Origin of the sequence: Trichocoleus sp. ST-U2 (genome assembly GCF_039961875.1) — a bacterium.
Classification (GTDB): domain Bacteria; phylum Cyanobacteriota; class Cyanobacteriia; order Cyanobacteriales; family FACHB-T130; genus FACHB-T130.
Window position 1 is genome coordinate 123,423 of the sequence record NZ_JAMPJY010000002.1, and the last position, 16,112, is coordinate 139,534.

A 16,112-nucleotide genomic window follows, 5' to 3' on the forward strand; every position below is an offset into this window, starting at 1 on the left:
TGCTAGTTCCGAAATATTGCAAGCATTCGCACAAAAATTATTCAGATTTAGCAGTATCTGGCTGAAAGTAAAGAGCTGATTTATATAACACTTGTTCTTGGTGGGTTTCTAAAGTGCAATCCGACAGCGGATAAGCCACACAGGTAACAGTATACCCAGCCTCTAGTTCTTTTGGACGTAGAAATTTTTGTTCGCTTTGGTCTACTTCACCACTCACCAACTTGGCGATACAAGCCGAACATTCCCCTTGCTTACACCCAGAAGGTAATCGAATGCCCGCATCTTCAGCCATATCTAGAATATACTGATCGTCTGGCACGGAGATGGTACGGTCAAGCGCGATCGCTGGATTTACCAGCCGGACTTGATAAACTGCCATTAAAACGACTCCTTTAAAACTCGTATCCTCTGTCAAGCCAATAGTGCCAGTCTGCGATTGCTTCCAAGGTTTCGCTATCAGCATCAATCGGTTCTATTTCTGATAAACGAGCCGAGAACGTATCTTCACCTGTAGCATCTTTGTAAAGCACTTCCACAAACATATCGTGCAAGCATTCATCTTCTGATGACATTTCCACTACCTCAACTTCTTTGCCTTCAGGTGAGGATGATTTGCCTCCCTTTCTCACCCACTTAGCTTTAAAGGGGAAGTTAAGATTATCGTTAAGGTAGTAGTACCATCCCATCGCCTGTTCTTCTTCGTCATAGGCATCGACGATTATTTCCATTGCAATGCGATTCTCTCGGATTTCGTCTTCCTCAACGTTAGGCATAAGACATTAGCTCCGGATAATTAAACTTTGAATATAATAAATCTTTCGAGCGATCGCGTCCTCAATTCTCCTCAACAATTGTCGTCACGATGCTCTATTTGCTGCCTTACCCAAGCGCGAAAAGACCGAATCATGGGGATTTCCCCAATTCTTAGACTTTCTTCCAGAAACCCTGGAATTTCTGTTGTTAAGGGTAGATTTGCAAAAGTAGGAGAGACAGTGCAAGGAACATACACTTCGTCTCGCAATTGATAAATTTGCATCACAGGTTCGTCATAACGCCAAACTTCCGGAACACCCAAAGCAAGATAAATTGAAAGTCTGTCAACCGAAGCGCTGGTATAGTCCACCTCCACTGCTAAGTCAGGAGGTGGGTCAATCGTTAAGTCAATATCCCTTTTCTGTCTGATTAGCGGTTCATTTTGAATATAAAAGCAAGAATCCGGTTCAACACCCCGCTGTAAGTCTGGACGCTTACAAGTGAGAGATCCAGCACTTCTGAGGTTGAGGTTCAGTTCCTCAGCTAAAGCGAAAACCAAGTGTTCCAGCAGTCTATTGTTATGCTCATGAGGCATCAGAGGAGTCATTATTTCCAGCGTTCCGCGATCGTAAGCCAGCCGAGTGTTACGATCTTCCCCCATCTCTGCAAGTATTGTTTCAAAAGTCTGCCAACTAATGTTTCTAAGTACACCCCGCCCTTGAGTGGTTTTCGTTGTCGTCACCATAGGACTTAACCCCGCGTTTTCTACCAAGATATCAAGTTGAGTAGGCAGTGTGGATGCGTGAAGCGAAGCGGCTGCTTTCTTGGGCGTCGCATTCTGTATCTAAAGAACGTTGCTGTCAGCAATATTATCAGTAAGATTATTTGATAATCTCTCATGCTGCATACGTAGTTGATAAAGGAGTAAGTTCTGTGACTACCCTAAAAGTGTTATCAATCGCTTCTGCTGGTGCAGTGTTTATTGTTGCTGGTATCGCGGAAACTGCCGCTGCAAAGTTCAGCGATGCTCCTTTATTCAACGATGTAGGTAGCTACAGCACAACAATCTCCGCTAATAATGACTTAGCCGATATTTACTTTCCAAACCCATCAAACCTTAAAACTGGCAACTATTCGTTTCCCATTGCGCTGCTCTTGCAAGGTGCGAATGTTGATAAATCAAATTACACAAATTTTGCTAGTACAGTAGCAAGCTACGGATTCGTAGTAGTTGTACCCAATCACCAGAAGTCACTGCCAGAGTTAGGATTTACGGGACTTCTACCCGAAACGTCACAATTAAACGCCGTTCTAGCACAAATGGTGAAAGAAAACTCTAACTCTACTTCACCTGTTGCTGGCGTTATCAATACACAGAAACTAGCCTTACTCGGTCATTCCCAAGGGGGTGCTGTCGGACTATCTGCTATTGCCAACCTCTGCCTTCCTATTTTATGTGAAGGCTCCTTCAGCCGACCTAATGAACTCGTAGCAGGAGCGTTTTTCGGTGCAAATTTACGGAACTTCAATACTCAAGAGTTTATTCCCATCAACAATTCAAAAATTCCCACTGCTCTCTTACAGGGAAATCTTGATAGTATTGCTCTTCCTGTCAACGCCCAAAAAACCTACAATCAGATCCAAAATCCTCCTAAAGTATTGATTACCATTTTGGGTGCTAACCACTATGGCATCACAGATACGAACAACCCCATAGGTGCAAGACCAGACAGCAACACTCCGACAGTAACTCAAGATGTAGCAGTAGAAACGGTAGCTCGCTGGAGCGCACTTTTCTTGCGTGCCAGCGTTCTCGATGACAAAGATGCTTTTAATTATGTGTATTCTACAGGGGATGCTCTCGATGCAAATGTGAATGTAACTAGCCAATCAAAGCCAGTTCCTGAATCCTCTTTGACATCTGCATTGATGTTGCTAAGTGGTTTTGGTGCAGTGTTTGGACTGAAGAAAAAAACACAGCTAAATAGTTCTAAGGGAGCCAAATATTAGGTAAGAATGTTTTACCGAAATTACGTATGCTTTGGTTAATTGACCGACCAACTTGAATATGCGGCTCATCCGCCTCTATTGGTAGAATCAAAGCCTTACTCCCACGCCCAAAGCGAGAAATAACCAAATTTGCCGCTTCCAAACCAGTGACATAAGCCTTTTCTTGCGACCAAGAACCGTGACGAGTCACAATCCAATCACCGCTCATAAATACATTCTTGATACTTGTCTCTCCGGGTAACATATACTGATAGCTACCAGGGAAAAAGTGAGTCACTGCACGCGGTAAGCGGATTACACTACTATCGATTACTTTCGCATCTCGAAAAGCCGGGATACAAGTTGCTAAATCTTGTTGTACAAGCGAAACGATTTCTTCATCATTTAAGGGAAGAAACTGATTGGCGTGATAAAAATCTGCTTCAATAACTGTCCCTGGCTCATCGCGGTACTCATCATGTATGGCATTTAAATCGAAAAACGTCCATCCAGTTGTTGCATTAAAACCAAAACAGGCATTGGAAGGACGAGGAATATTAATTTTGCGGTTAAACCATAGGCGAGTTGCCAACACATCAACCGCGCCCAAGTTGTGAATATCTCGAAATTCTTTACGGTTTTGTAAGCTGGGGCTACCAGACACAATCTTCTTCATGCCACTGATACCAACAGCAAAAATAATCGCATCTGCCTCAAAAACTTCATCCCCACAGACAACTGCTGTCGCTTGATTATTGCTATCAACAATTACGTCACTGACTCGTCGATTAGCGAGTAATTTTGCCCCTGTTTGTTCAATCCGCTCCACCCAAGGCCGAAATATCATCTCACCAACCGTTCCGCGACACCAGACGACATCAAAATCGGGTTGGTGAGCCAAAATGAAGTAATAAAGCATACCCAGCGCGGCAGCGGCGGAACATTGCTCTCCAGGGGCAAATAAACCAACCAGCAGCATCGGCTCAAAGGAATCGCGGTAAAGCCGCGCCGAAACCCCAAAATCTTTGAAGAGTTCTCGCGCCGTTACAGAGTCATAGCGTCGCCAAGCTTCGTCGCTATTGTCAAAATCAATAACTGCGTAGAGTAGCGGTAAAGCTGATAGGCGATCGCTTAATGGCAACCGTTTAAATTGCGTGTAGAGAAAAGTTCCAAGTGGAGTGGGAAGCCGTGGTAAGTCTTGGAAAATGGGAGATTCGACTTCTAAACCGGCTGGAGAATACTGGGAGGAACGAGTCCAAGGCGTAAACGGACTCAGCCCTAATTCCTTTACCAAAGAAAAGATATTTCGGTAAGGATACCAGAAACCATGAATCCCCGCTTCTACAGAGCGCCCCCCTGCGGTCTTCCAGCCCGCCACCAAGCCACCCGGATAGGGGCCAGCTTCTAGAAGGGTTACGTCATAGCCTTGACGCGCTAGGTGGTAGGTAGCCCCCAACCCTGCCCAACCAGCACCAACGACGACTATTTTTGGGGTTTGTGTTTCTGTTGGCATCGCGCACATCTCCATTCTGTTTTCAGGATGACAAGAACCCCACCCTCAACCCTCCCCGCAAGCAAGGAGGGGGCGAAGAGGAGCTTTTCTGTGGGGGCGAACCGATTGAAGGGGTTTTATTAGTTACACCTAGCTTCTCAGTTCGTTGAGTTTGGCTCTGATTGTCTCTATTCTTTTACGGTTCACGCCCAAATCCGACTGTCCTAGGCGGGAGGCTGAACGGACATGGATCGTTTTTGCGCTTTCATCGAGATAAAATTCCACGTCATCGACAAACCCCATCAGCGCACTAGTGAATTCTGCGTAGAGGTAATTCTCCGTTTCAGTGATAATTTTGGTTTTCGGGAGGGAGTTGATAACTGTTTTGAGATTAGCGATCGCCTCCGTTGGGGAAGAGTTGTAGGTCAAAGGCTCAATTTTATTCTGGGCATTTTGGCTTTGACTGCTGACACAGTTGGGCGTACTAGGGCAAGGCGCTAGTTGGCCTGACTGGACACCGAGATTAGTGGGTGGTTTTCCGGCAAACACGATCGTTCCTCCTGACAAAGCGGTAGTTGCCCCTATCCAACAGATAGCTGCTAAACATAAGGATAGAGAGATTAGAAGCCAACGCGACCGATTGGAAGTGATATTCATGAATGAATTTTCTATCAATTCGTTACTAGAAGACCTAAAAAATCCTGATGAAACCGTCCGCTATGAGGCTACAGCAGAGCTGTGGCGCGTCTGGTTTCATCAAAAGGGAGCGGTAGGGTTTGAACTACTTGGGCGAGCGCAGGCAATGCTGGAGGCAGGAGAGCTTGCCAAAGCAGAGGCGTTACTCACCGATCTGATCGAGACTCAACCAAATTTCGCGGAAGCCTGGAATAGACGAGCCGTTCTTTACTATATTCTCAGGGAGTACAAAAAGGCGCTCCAAGACTGCCAGATGGTGGTTAAGCTCATCCCGTTCCATTTTGGGGCGCTGCATGGGATGGGGTTGTGCCATATCGGACTGGGGGACTACAGCGCTGCTATTCAAGCTTTTCGACAAGCGCTGGAAATTCAGCCTTACGCCTTAGAAAATCAAAGATTGATTCTTGAATGTACCGCACAGCTGAGCTAAGAATTTAAGCTAAGAACGATTCAGCTACAAGCAACAGCACTTGTTACTCAAAACACCCATACATAAGAAGTTTGGCAGTAAATGGCTCCCTGACGGGGAGGGAATAAACTCCAAAAAAAACCCGGTCGCTGCTAAGACGACCGAGCCAATATGCTATGCGTTTAATGAAGCTCATTTTCAGGCGATCGCTTGTTACGCCGGGAAGCAACGCCGAATCGGATCGGTCATCTGTTCCTCAAACAAAGACAATCATTCGCCACGAAGTTTATTCACCGCCACTTTTTTGTCTCAAATGGTGAACGAGAGCGTTTAACCCCAGGCGGTAACTCTCTGCACCAAAGCCGCTGATTTGTCCAATTGCAATGGGTGCGATATAAGAATGATGTCGGAAAGCTTCGCGTCGGTAAATATTACTCAGATGCACTTCTACAGTCGGAAGGTTAACAGCCGCGATCGCATCCCGTATCGCTACGCTGGTATGAGTATATGCTCCAGCGTTAATTAAAATTCCTTGGTGCTGCCCAACGGCATTCTGAATTGCATCCACTAAGACGCCTTCATGATTTGACTGTAAAGTAAAGACCTTACAGTCGAGCGTTTGCCCTTCTTGTTCTAACAGGCGATTAATCTCATCCAACGTCACAGAGCCATAAATCCCTGGTTCTCGGAGTCCCAATAGGTTTAAGTTTGGTCCGTGCAGCACCAGAACAGTAACTATGCCCAAGGTTTCAGCAGCAACTCAATAGACTAACTACGACGGCGCGACGATCTCTCATTCACTGGAATTGGAATCAGTTCTGGTTCCGGCTCAGCTTCCGGTCCCAGGAGCGTTTCGATGAGCTTACGTGCCCATTCTTTGAGCTTTTCCAACACATTTTCTATATAGTCCATTGAATTGAAAACTCCTGCAATACAACCAGGATGAGTACTTAACAACAGGGCAAACGTGAGAGTTTATGAATCCTATTGTGGTTAAGATTTATTCTAACCCTAGCACATGGAGAAACAGGTGAGTAATCTCACTATGGATGTGTGTGACCGGGCGGCGTCTATCCGTCTTAAGACACATCCGCCGTTAATTTTTTCTTCAACATTGTTCGCCGCAGTTGGTCAAGGGCAATTGAAGCGCTGGCGTACCGAATCGAGTCTCGCTCTCGATTTTGACCCAGCTGGTGCTTAAAACTTTCTACCGTGTCATCCGGCCCCGCTAGACCAATATAGACTAATCCCACCGGCTTGGTTTCCGTACCACCTCCTGGCCCAGCAATCCCTGTGATACTGAGTCCCCAAGTGGTTGAGAGACGTGTTTTTACACCTACTGCCATTTGCTTGGCGACCGCGTCGCTCACCGCACCGACCTGGGCTAAGTCTTCTGGATTGACACCCAAAAGGGAAATTTTCACCGAGTTGTCATAAGAAATGACGCCGCCCAAAAAATAATTGGAACTCCCGGCGACACTGGTTAGCATCTGCCCCAAGCCTCCACCCGTACAGGATTCTGCCACCGAAAGCGTTTCCCCGGCTTCTTGCAACAAAAAGCCGACAACAGAAGCAAGAGTGTCAGTGTCAGTGCCGTAATAATCCAGCCCTCCTATCTGCCGCAGTTGTTGCGCCACTGGCTTAATCAGTCCTAGCGCTTCCGGTTCTGACGCCGCTCTTGCCGAGACTCGCAGCCGCACCTCTCCGTGAAGGGCGTAAGGAGCAACGGTGGGGTTAGGGAGGTCGAGAAACGGCGCGACTTTTTCAGCTAGAGCCGATTCCGCAATTCCCCAGAACTTTAACATCCGGCTGTAGATGATTTCTTTGCCCCAGCCTTGATTCTTGAGAAAGGGGACGGCGGTTTCCTGCCACATCCGCTTCATTTCTGAAGGGACGCCGGGGAAAGTCAGAATCGTCAGACCCGTGCGGGGTTGCCAGATAATGCCGGGGGCTGTACCGCCTGGATTGGGTAAAACTGAGGCGTGCTGGGGAATGAGCGCTTGTTTCCGATTGCTGGGGGTCATCTGACGCCCCCGCATAGCGTATTTGCGAGTAATGTCTTCGACGATTTCCGGTTGTTCTACCAAGGGAACGCCAAAAAAATCAGCGATCGCTTCCACGGTCAAGTCGTCGGGAGTGGGACCCAGACCGCCAGTAAAGATCAGCAGATGGGATCTCCCAACAGCAATCTCCAACACCTGCTTGAGACGTCCAGGATTATCTCCCACCACCGTTTGATAGTAGTGGGGGATTCCCAGAGAGGCTAGTTGCTGCGCCAAAAATTGGGCGTTGCTATTGAGAATATCGCCGAGTAGCAGTTCCGTACCAACACAAATAATTTCAGCACTCATGCAAAAGTTTTTTATTTTTTAATTTTGTATTTTTCCTCATTCCTCACTCCTCATACGCGAATTTCGCCAAACTTGCCAGCTGGTATACCCCAACAACAACGTTGCACCCATCGCATAAGCAAGTCCGCTTGGTATTTTAGCCAAAGCTAGGGCTAAACTTCCCACCCAGAGCGTCAAAGCGTAGATAAACAAAACTATTAAACGTTGTGGCAGACCCGCTTGCAGCAGCCGATGATGCAGATGAAATTTATCGCCAATAAAAGGCGAATTGCCACGCAACAGCCGTTGCACAATCACCGCTGACATATCCACAATTGGCACAGCCAGAATCAGGTAAGGCAGTAATACCGCAGTGACAGCAGTGCTTTTTACTAAGCCAATTACGCCGACACCCGCCAGAGTAAAGCCCATAAAATAGGCTCCGCCATCCCCCATAAAAATCTGAGCGGGGTTGAAATTATATCGAAGAAATCCCAATGAGCCACCGGCAAGCGCTGCGGCAATCAGTGCTGCCGCCGGTTGGTTCATAAACAAACTTACAATCAGCATCACCACGGCAGCGATGCCAGAAACACCGGCAGCTAGACCATCTAGACCATCAATCCAATTGATGGCATTAGTCAGACCGACCAGCCAAATGACGGTAATCGGCCAGCTAATTGTGTCTGGCAATGTGACCAGTCCAGCAAAGGGAACGGTGAGGAAGTCAATTTGGACGCCGAGGTGCCAAGCCCAGCTGGCAATGATAATTTGCAGAAACAGCCGCAAGAAAGGCGACAAACTAAACAAATCATCGGCTAAGCCAACCAGGAAAAAACCAAGACCACCCAAGATAACGCCCCAAACTTCTAGGGATTTCTCTGCGCTCAAAGCGCCAAATCCCCCGGTTCCCCAAACAATCAGTAGGGCAATAATGGTGCCTGCAAAGATAGAGACACCTCCCACCCGCACGATAGGATGCTTATGGACTTTGCGCTCACTGGGTAAATCAACCAGTCCCTTTTGGAGGCCAATTTTGTTCACAACGGGTGTTGACCAGAGGACAACACAGGCAGATACGAGAAAGGCAACCAGGTGATACAGCTGGGGGGGCATCTGAAATTAAGTAGGGTACTAGACATCAGAAGGGAGAAATTAAAAAAAGCTGTTAGCTGATTGCTAATCGCTATTGATCTTTCATCCTTCAAAACAATCGTCAGGCAGAGTCTACTACATTTCAGACGGGAAGAGGCAGAGGGGGATGGGGAATTAAGCGGGGGAATGGGGAGTAGGGGCATAGCCGCCCTGACTATGCCCCTACGATTTTTATGCCAAGGCTGGTACGGGAATTGTCAGGTGGGGGTACAGGGGGAAGCGATCGCATAATGCTGCCACTCGCCGCCGACATTCCGCCGCCACTGCTTCCTCTTCTGGATTCAGGAGCCGTTCGGCAATAATATCCCCGATTTCTGTAAATTCACCAGTAGACATCCCGCGCGTCGTCATTGCTGGCGAACCCAGCCGCAAGCCACTGGTTACAAACGGCGACTCTGGATCGAAGGGTACGGTATTTTTATTGGCGGTAATGTTCACTCCGCTCACTAGCTGATCTGCTCGCTTGCCAGTCATGCTGATAGAGCGCAAGTCTACTAGCATCAAGTGATTGTCAGTCCCGTCAGAAACAATCTTGAAGCCGCGTTTTTGCAACTGAGTTGCCAACGCACGAGCATTTTCAATTACTTGCGCCGAATAAGTTTTAAACGCGGGTTGCAGTGCTTCCCCAAATGCCACCGCCTTAGCGGCAATGACGTGTTCTAAGGGACCCCCTTGAGTACCGGGGAACACGGCTTTATCTAGTTGCTTGCCGAGTTCTGGGTCGCTGGTCATAATTAAGCCGCCTCTAGGACCGCGCAGGGTCTTGTGGGTGGTGGTGGTGACGACGTGGCAGTGGGGTAGAGGATTGGGGTGATGACCTGTGGCAACTAAACCCGCAATATGGGCGATATCGGCTAATAGATAAGCTCCGACTTCATCAGCGATCGCGCGGAATTTCTCAAAGTCAATGATGCGCGGATAAGCTGAATAGCCGCAAATGATTAACTTAGGACGGTGTTGTAGCGCCAAATCCCGGATCTGATCGTAGTCTAGCTGCTCGGTTTCCTGACTGACTCCATAGTGGCAAACCTTAAACCACTTCCCCGACACATTGACCGGCGAACCGTGGGTTAAATGCCCCCCGTGAGACAAATCCATCCCCATAATCGTGTCTCCTGGCTGCAACAGGGTCAAGAAAACGGCAAAATTCGCCTGCGCCCCCGAATGCGGTTGCACATTCGCGTGAGCTGCTCCGAATAGCTGTTTGGCGCGGTCAATCGCCAATTGCTCAATTTTGTCGATAAAGTCACAGCCGCCGTAATAGCGTTTCCCCGGCAAACCTTCGGCATACTTATTTGTTAATACCGAGCCTTGTGCTGCCAGCACTGCTGCGGAGGTAAAGTTTTCACTGGCAATTAGCTCCAAGTGGGCGCGTTGGCGCTGGAGTTCTTCGTGGACAAAGCTGGCAACGGTAGGATCGGTTTCGGCTAGAAAGTCTAAGTTTGTTTTACTCACAAAGTGAACCCCTAGAAATAGTGTCAGTCTTCCTTTCAAACTTTGATTCGGGTGCGCTTTCGGTCAACGCCATGTCCGCGCTACTAGCCCAGGTCAGTATTTTCGGGAGTCTTCAATCTTAACGCTGTTGGAGTCGTGTCTCTACCCAACTTTTCTGTTAACACTTGAAGCGAACAATTTTTGGCAACCTTTCATCCAAACTAGCTAACCTGGCGCAGTATGCAATTTTGCTGTATTTCTCTCGCCCATTCATAAGGGGCTAGAGGCTCTGGAAAAATTTGCTTGACATTTGATCGCCAACCCCGGATAAATTGGGGTTTAGAAAAAGTTGCCCATGATCTTAACCTTACCCACTTGGCAACCGATGCGATCGCAAACTGCAAGACTTTAGAGGGATTAGACGCCCATACTGTTCAGCTCCCAAAGTTAGGTGCCAAATTTATTTTCTGCCCTCCTCTCTTCCCACACGCACAAAGCGTCGCTTTAGTAACCATCCTCACGCCTACTTTTAGGAGAGGACATTAAGCTGTATGTTAATTTACCATATTTCGCCGAAAACCTGACCTAGAATGGATGCGGGCGAATTAAAGCTCTCGTGGAGGTATTAAATGTTAGTCATTCTTACGGATGAGCAGATACTCTCCCCCAAACAAGTTTGTCAGACCTGTTTACTTGCCGATCAAAGTGGTCAACCCCGCTGGCGTCAGGGGCAGCTCCGCTGCGCTCAAGCGATTCACAAGCTTACCGAAAATCAACCCGATCAATACGAGTGTCTTATGGGCTTCCGGATTGCCAATATTGAGTAATCTCGTTTTGCTCAAGTTTATTTTCTGAAGTTTAAAGCCTGCTGAGGTGCTATCTGCGATTTGGGGCTTAATGGCGATCGCTACTTTCTCTGACAAACAAGAGTGCGCCTACGCTACAGGCTCCTTGTCTTTGATGAGGCACGTCTGACCTAGGGGTGTCCTGGTTGACATCGCATCTGCGTTATCCTGAACTTAGTAATAACTGGCGATAAATATATTATTTCAGGAGAACGCACGATGACTTGGCGTGGTTCAGCAACAGCGAAAGACCGGGTTTTCGCTTGCCTTCCTTATTTACTCCCTTTGCTTTCTGTGCTTCCCTTTGGGGCGTATCTGTTTAGACAGTTTCCTGTCTTAGCACTGATTTTATTGCCGCTACAACCGTTGCTAGCAATTTACAGTATACCGTTTGCCAGTTTAATCATTTTCTTTGTCTTGTTCTTAGGCGTAGTTAGAAACGAAAAGATTAGCCATTTCATTCGTTTTAACACCATGCAGGCACTCCTAATAGGCATTGCTCTATTTTTGTGTACTATGGCATTGCAAATTTTGACTCCAGCGCTAGGAACTGGCTTGGTAGGACAAACGCTGTTTAATGTTGTTTTTCTAGGAACGCTTGCTGCCTGCGCCTATTCAGTTGTTCAGTCTGTGATAGGACGTTACGCAGAAATTCCTGGGATTTCAGAGGCAGTTTACAGCCAAGTTCCCTAGTTTCTTGCCGCAGGCAGAATCTTCGTTAGGGCGCGGCTGGTGTGGGACGTGACACAATCGTGTTTTCCATGTGACCGATGCCTTCAATTTCGATGCGAACGCGATCGCCCACCTGCATCGGACCAATCCCTTGAGGCGTTCCAGTCAACACCACGTCTCCCGGCAACAGTGTCATCACCTGAGAGATGTAAGACACTAGAAAATCGGGCGCAAACACCATCTGATTAATGAGTGCTGACTGCACCGGCTGGGAGTCGTCGTTCAGAAAAGTTTGCAAGCGGGCAGCCGGACTCAACTCACGGACGATCCACGGCCCCAAAGGACAAAAAGTATCAAATCCTTTTGCCCGCGTCCATTGAAGATCCTGCTTTTGTAAATCGCGGGCGGTAACATCATTGGCAATGGTGTAACCCCAAATTTTAGTTTGTGCCTCTTCTGGCGTACAGCAATAAACGCGATCGCCAATGATTAAAGCTAATTCGCCCTCGTAGTCCACTCGCTGCGACTGCGGGGGGTAGTGAATTTCTGTCCCCGCTGCGGTTACAGACGTTGGCGGCTTGAGAAATAGTAACGGTTCTTTTGGCACATCCGTCCCCATTTCAGCGGCGTGGCTGGCATAATTTTTGCCCACCGCGATAATTTTAGACGGGGCACAAGGAGCCAGAATTTGATAAGTATCGGGTTCTAACTGCAAATCCGTAGGTTGCCCGTGTAACCAGGGAGGCGCATCAAGCACCTGAACGCCTCGGCTTAGTTGCAATAAACCGTAGTAAGTCTGTCCTTTTGCGGTTCGGACTCGGACGTAGCGCTGCGCCATAATGTTGACTGCTATTTGATTATGCTGATGTGTGGTCTGGACGTTGAGGTGAATTTACCCTGGTAACTTTGTACAATTGATGGACTGGTAGTAAGATTTTAATTCCTTGCTTCTTCATCTTTAGACGCTATAGGCTAGCGAGTTGAGATTTTCAAGGTGCGACTTCCATTCCCAATCCCAAACTTCCTAGTCCCAGTGCTAGAAGAAGCCGTCTTGTCCATAAGGAGATTAACAGCAATGCAGATCGTTTACGAAACTATGTACATCCTCCGTCCCGATTTGACCGAGGAACAAGTAAACTTGGCGATCGCCAAGTATCAAGGTATTTTGAGCGACAATGGGGCACACGACATCGAAATCCAGCATCGGGGTCGGCGGCGTCTAGCTCAAGATATCGGCAAGCATCGGGAAGGCATTTATGTCCAGATGAATTACCAATGCAATGGCAGCCAGATAGCGCCGATGGAACGGGCAATGCGTCTGTCGGAAGAAGTCATCCGCTACCTCACCATCAAGCAGGAAGTGCGCGAACCGAAGCCAGAGCCAGTTGAGGCAGAAGCAGTCAGTTAAGTGCGATTGGGGTGGAGTCTCTCCGCCCTTGTTGAGTCGCAAGGTGGACTTTCGTCCCACCCTCCATTCCTTCCCTCACACCAGGGAGGGAATTTTTTTTTATTCGCAATCTAGCAATGAGCCATTGACTCCAGATTGTTATACTGACGTGTGAGACACGGTATTCGACTGAGATTCGTTTTATAAAATGCAGCCTACTGACCCTGCCAAGTTTACTGAGAAAGCCTGGGAAGCCATCATCAAATCTCAAGATGTGGCGCGTCGATTCAAAAATCAGCAGCTAGAGGTAGAGCATTTAACGATCGCGCTTCTGGAAGAAGAAGAAGGGCTGACAAATCGGATTTTGAGTCGAGTCAATGTGGACATCCAGGCGTTAAAGTCGCAACTCGAAGCCTTCACCCAACGCCAGCCCAAAGTCGCTGTCGTTGACCAGTTGTACCTGGGGAGGGGCTTAGATGTCATGTTAGACCGAGCTGAAGCCTCACGAACTACCTTGCAGGACGAATTCATCTCGGTAGAACATCTATTAGTCGGCTTCGTCGAAGATGACCGCATCGGACGCCGGTTGCTCAAAAGCTTCAACTTCGATCGGCAAAAGCTAGAAGCAACGATCAAAGAGGTTCGGGGTACGCAGAAAGTAAAAGACCAAAATCCAGAGGCTCGCTATGAAGCCTTGGAAAAGTACGGGCGCGACCTGACAGAAACAGCCAAATCCGGTAAGTTAGACCCCGTAATTGGGCGAGATGAGGAAATTCGCCGCGTGGTGCAGGTGCTATCTCGCCGGAGTAAGAACAACCCCGTTTTGATTGGGGAACCAGGAGTAGGTAAGACAGCGATCGCAGAAGGGTTAGCCCAGCGCATCATCAACGGCGATGTACCTGAATCTTTGAAGAACCGCCGCCTAATTGCCCTGGATATGGGGAGTCTGATTGCGGGAGCCAAATATCGGGGAGAATTTGAAGACCGCCTCAGATCGGTGCTAAAAGAAGTCATCGATTCAGTCGGTCAGATTGTCCTCTTTATTGATGAGATGCACACGGTGGTTGGTGCTGGTGCCACTCAAGGGGCAATGGATGCGAGTAACTTGCTCAAACCGATGCTGGCGCGGGGAGAACTGCGTTGCATTGGGGCGACGACCCTAGACGAGTACCGCAAGCACATTGAAAAAGATGCGGCACTCGAACGCCGGTTTCAACAAGTCTATGTTAATCAGCCCAGCGTAGAAGACACGGTTTCGATTCTGCGGGGGCTGAAAGAACGTTACGAAGTCCACCACGGCGTGAAGATTACCGATTCTGCCTTAGTTGCCGCCGCCAGCTTGAGCGATCGCTACATCACCGAGCGGTTTTTGCCAGATAAAGCAATTGACTTGGTCGATGAAGCTGCTGCCAAGTTGAAAATGGAGATTACGTCCAAGCCGGTAGAACTAGAGGCAATTGACCGACGGGTGATGCAGCTAGAGATGGAAAAGCTCTCCCTGCAAGGAGAAGGTCAACGGACGGGTTTAACAACCGTTGTGGGTGCCTTTCGATCCTCTCAAGAGCGTTTAGAGCGTATTGAACAAGAGATTGCCTCCCTGAGCGAAAAACAAGTTCAACTCAGTTCCCAGTGGCAATCAGAAAAACAGCTCTTAGAAGACATTAACGCAGTGAAGGAGGAAGAAGATAAACTCCGGGTGCAAATAGAGCAGGCAGAACGCGCCTACGACCTTAACAAAGCTGCTCAGCTGAAGTATGGACGGTTGGAGGTTTTAGGACGCGACCGGGAAGCCAAAGAAGCCCAACTGTTGGAACTGCAATCTCGCGGTGCTGCCTTGCTGCGGGAAGAGGTACGCGAAGACGATATCGCCGAAATTGTTGCTAAATGGACGGGTATCCCAGTCAACCGCCTGCTAGAGTCGGAACGGCAAAAGCTACTCCAGCTTGAATCTCATCTCCACGAACGGGTCATCGGTCAGCAAGAAGCCGTTGCCGCCGTTTCTGCTGCTATCCGTCGCACCCGCGCAGGGATGAAAGATCCTAGTCGCCCGATCGGTTCTTTCCTGTTCATGGGGCCAACAGGCGTGGGCAAAACCGAGCTAGCCCGTGCCTTAGCTCAGTTCCTGTTTGACAGCGAGGACGCCCTGGTACGGATTGATATGTCCGAGTACATGGAAAAACACGCCGTCTCGCGCCTCGTAGGTGCCCCTCCAGGGTACGTCGGTTACGAGGAAGGCGGTCAACTGTCTGAGGCAATTCGCCGTCGCCCCTACTCGGTCGTGCTGCTGGATGAAGTGGAAAAAGCCCACCGCGATGTGTTCAACATCTTGCTGCAAGTGCTGGATGATGGAAGAATTACCGATTCCCAAGGCAGGACGGTAGATTTCCGGAATACGGTGATTGTGATGACAAGCAACATCGGCAGCGAGCATATTCTCGATCTGGGGGGGAACGAGGACCAGTACGAATTGATGCAGAAGAAAGTAACGGATGCTTTGCGATCGCATTTCCGCCCCGAATTCCTCAACCGCGTGGACGACATTATTCTCTTCCACCGGCTGGAACGCTCGGAACTGCGCCAGATTGTTAGTATTCAAATCAAACAGATTGAGAAGCTGCTTGCCGATCAAAAAATCACCATCGAACTCTCGGCATCTGCCCAAGACCACTTGGCGGAAGTTGGCTACGATCCGATCTATGGTGCCCGTCCTCTCAAACGCGCCATTCAGCGTGAATTGCAAAATACCCTTGCCACAGCGCTGCTAGAAAATACCTTCGTGAGTGGCGACACCATCTTGGTTGATTGTGTGGACAATACGCTGACTTTCAGCAAAAAACAGTCCCTCAGCCTCCTTGAAGCTCAAATCATTTAACAATCATCAGTAGAGACGTTGCCTCTAAACGTCTCTACTGTTAGTCTGAAAGCAATACAACATCCAAAATTGATGCGA

The 16,112-nt window shown here is 48.5% G+C and carries 17 protein-coding genes; 6 read left to right on the forward strand and 11 right to left on the reverse strand.

The window, feature by feature from the left end:
- Positions 1–37 precede the first annotated feature (37 nt).
- The 3 genes from NC996_RS01870 to NC996_RS01880 all read right to left on the reverse strand — a co-directional run bounded on the left by NC996_RS01870 (position 38) and on the right by NC996_RS01880 (position 1,498).
- On the reverse strand, positions 38–379 hold the full coding sequence (locus tag NC996_RS01870) for a 2Fe-2S iron-sulfur cluster-binding protein (RefSeq protein WP_190410620.1): 342 nt from the start codon (positions 377–379) through the stop codon (positions 38–40).
- A gap of 13 nt (positions 380–392) precedes the next feature.
- Positions 393–773, reverse strand: coding sequence for a calcium-binding protein (locus tag NC996_RS01875; protein WP_190439246.1), 381 nt, complete (start codon positions 771–773; stop codon positions 393–395).
- Between the two features lie 71 nt (positions 774–844).
- Complete coding sequence (locus NC996_RS01880) at positions 845–1,498, reverse strand: Uma2 family endonuclease (RefSeq protein WP_190685659.1); 654 nt, start codon at positions 1,496–1,498, stop codon at positions 845–847.
- A 188-nt stretch (positions 1,499–1,686) separates the two neighbouring features.
- Here NC996_RS01880 and NC996_RS01885 point away from each other — a divergent pair, with 188 nt between their 5' ends.
- On the forward strand, positions 1,687–2,763 hold the full coding sequence (locus NC996_RS01885) for an alpha/beta hydrolase (RefSeq protein WP_190410623.1): 1,077 nt from the start codon (positions 1,687–1,689) through the stop codon (positions 2,761–2,763).
- Here the strand turns inward: NC996_RS01885 and NC996_RS01890 are convergent.
- Positions 2,744–4,255: an FAD-dependent oxidoreductase gene (locus NC996_RS01890; protein WP_190685662.1), complete on the reverse strand. Its 1,512-nt coding sequence runs from the start codon at positions 4,253–4,255 to the stop codon at positions 2,744–2,746. The two genes, NC996_RS01885 and NC996_RS01890, sit on opposite strands and share 20 nt — an antisense overlap.
- A gap of 129 nt (positions 4,256–4,384) precedes the next feature.
- A complete protein-coding gene (locus NC996_RS01895) occupies positions 4,385–4,891 on the reverse strand; it encodes a DUF1499 domain-containing protein (protein ID WP_190533493.1) in 507 nt (168 codons plus the stop codon).
- On the opposite strand from NC996_RS01895, the gene NC996_RS01900 reads away from it, so the two are divergent.
- Entirely contained in the window at positions 4,890–5,360 is a 471-nt protein-coding gene (locus NC996_RS01900) for a tetratricopeptide repeat protein (RefSeq protein ID WP_190685666.1), read from the forward strand. The genes NC996_RS01895 and NC996_RS01900 overlap by 2 nt on opposite strands.
- 265 nt (positions 5,361–5,625) lie before the next feature.
- Here NC996_RS01900 and aroQ read toward each other — a convergent pair whose 3' ends face one another.
- The 5 genes from aroQ to glyA all read right to left on the reverse strand — a co-directional run bounded on the left by aroQ (position 5,626) and on the right by glyA (position 10,279).
- Positions 5,626–6,084 carry a type II 3-dehydroquinate dehydratase gene (gene aroQ / locus NC996_RS01905; RefSeq protein ID WP_190410627.1) on the reverse strand — a complete coding sequence of 153 codons (459 nt, stop codon included), beginning with the start codon at positions 6,082–6,084 and terminating at the stop codon, positions 5,626–5,628.
- 23 nt (positions 6,085–6,107) lie between these two features.
- Positions 6,108–6,251, reverse strand: coding sequence for a hypothetical protein (locus NC996_RS01910; RefSeq protein ID WP_190410628.1), 144 nt, complete (start codon positions 6,249–6,251; stop codon positions 6,108–6,110).
- Positions 6,252–6,418: 167 nt separating this feature from the next.
- Positions 6,419–7,690, reverse strand: coding sequence for a competence/damage-inducible protein A (locus tag NC996_RS01915; protein WP_190685669.1), 1,272 nt, complete (start codon positions 7,688–7,690; stop codon positions 6,419–6,421).
- Positions 7,691–7,726: 36 nt separating this feature from the next.
- Entirely contained in the window at positions 7,727–8,785 is a 1,059-nt protein-coding gene (locus NC996_RS01920) for an MraY family glycosyltransferase (protein ID WP_190685672.1), read from the reverse strand.
- Between the two features lie 210 nt (positions 8,786–8,995).
- The gene (gene glyA, locus NC996_RS01925; protein WP_190675215.1) at positions 8,996–10,279 is read right to left on the reverse strand and encodes a serine hydroxymethyltransferase; all 1,284 of its coding nucleotides are present in this window, start codon (positions 10,277–10,279) and stop codon (positions 8,996–8,998) included.
- 608 nt (positions 10,280–10,887) lie between these two features.
- Between glyA and NC996_RS01930 the strand changes: the two genes are divergently transcribed.
- Positions 10,888–11,085, forward strand: a complete 198-nt coding sequence (locus NC996_RS01930; RefSeq protein WP_190410633.1) for a hypothetical protein — start codon at positions 10,888–10,890, stop codon at positions 11,083–11,085.
- Between the two features lie 237 nt (positions 11,086–11,322).
- Complete coding sequence (locus NC996_RS01935; protein WP_190685675.1) at positions 11,323–11,796, forward strand: Tic20 family protein; 474 nt, start codon at positions 11,323–11,325, stop codon at positions 11,794–11,796.
- A 25-nt stretch (positions 11,797–11,821) separates the two neighbouring features.
- On the opposite strand, the gene NC996_RS01940 is transcribed toward NC996_RS01935, so the two are convergent.
- A complete protein-coding gene (locus tag NC996_RS01940; RefSeq protein ID WP_190685678.1) occupies positions 11,822–12,613 on the reverse strand; it encodes a fumarylacetoacetate hydrolase family protein in 792 nt (263 codons plus the stop codon).
- 237 nt (positions 12,614–12,850) lie between these two features.
- Between NC996_RS01940 and rpsF the strand changes: the two genes are divergently transcribed.
- Both rpsF and clpB read left to right on the forward strand, forming a co-directional pair.
- On the forward strand, positions 12,851–13,183 hold the full coding sequence (rpsF, locus tag NC996_RS01945) for a 30S ribosomal protein S6 (RefSeq protein WP_190410636.1): 333 nt from the start codon (positions 12,851–12,853) through the stop codon (positions 13,181–13,183).
- A gap of 187 nt (positions 13,184–13,370) precedes the next feature.
- Positions 13,371–16,034, forward strand: a complete 2,664-nt coding sequence (gene clpB / locus NC996_RS01950; RefSeq protein WP_190530305.1) for an ATP-dependent chaperone ClpB — start codon at positions 13,371–13,373, stop codon at positions 16,032–16,034.
- The last annotated feature ends 78 nt before the right edge of the window (positions 16,035–16,112 follow it).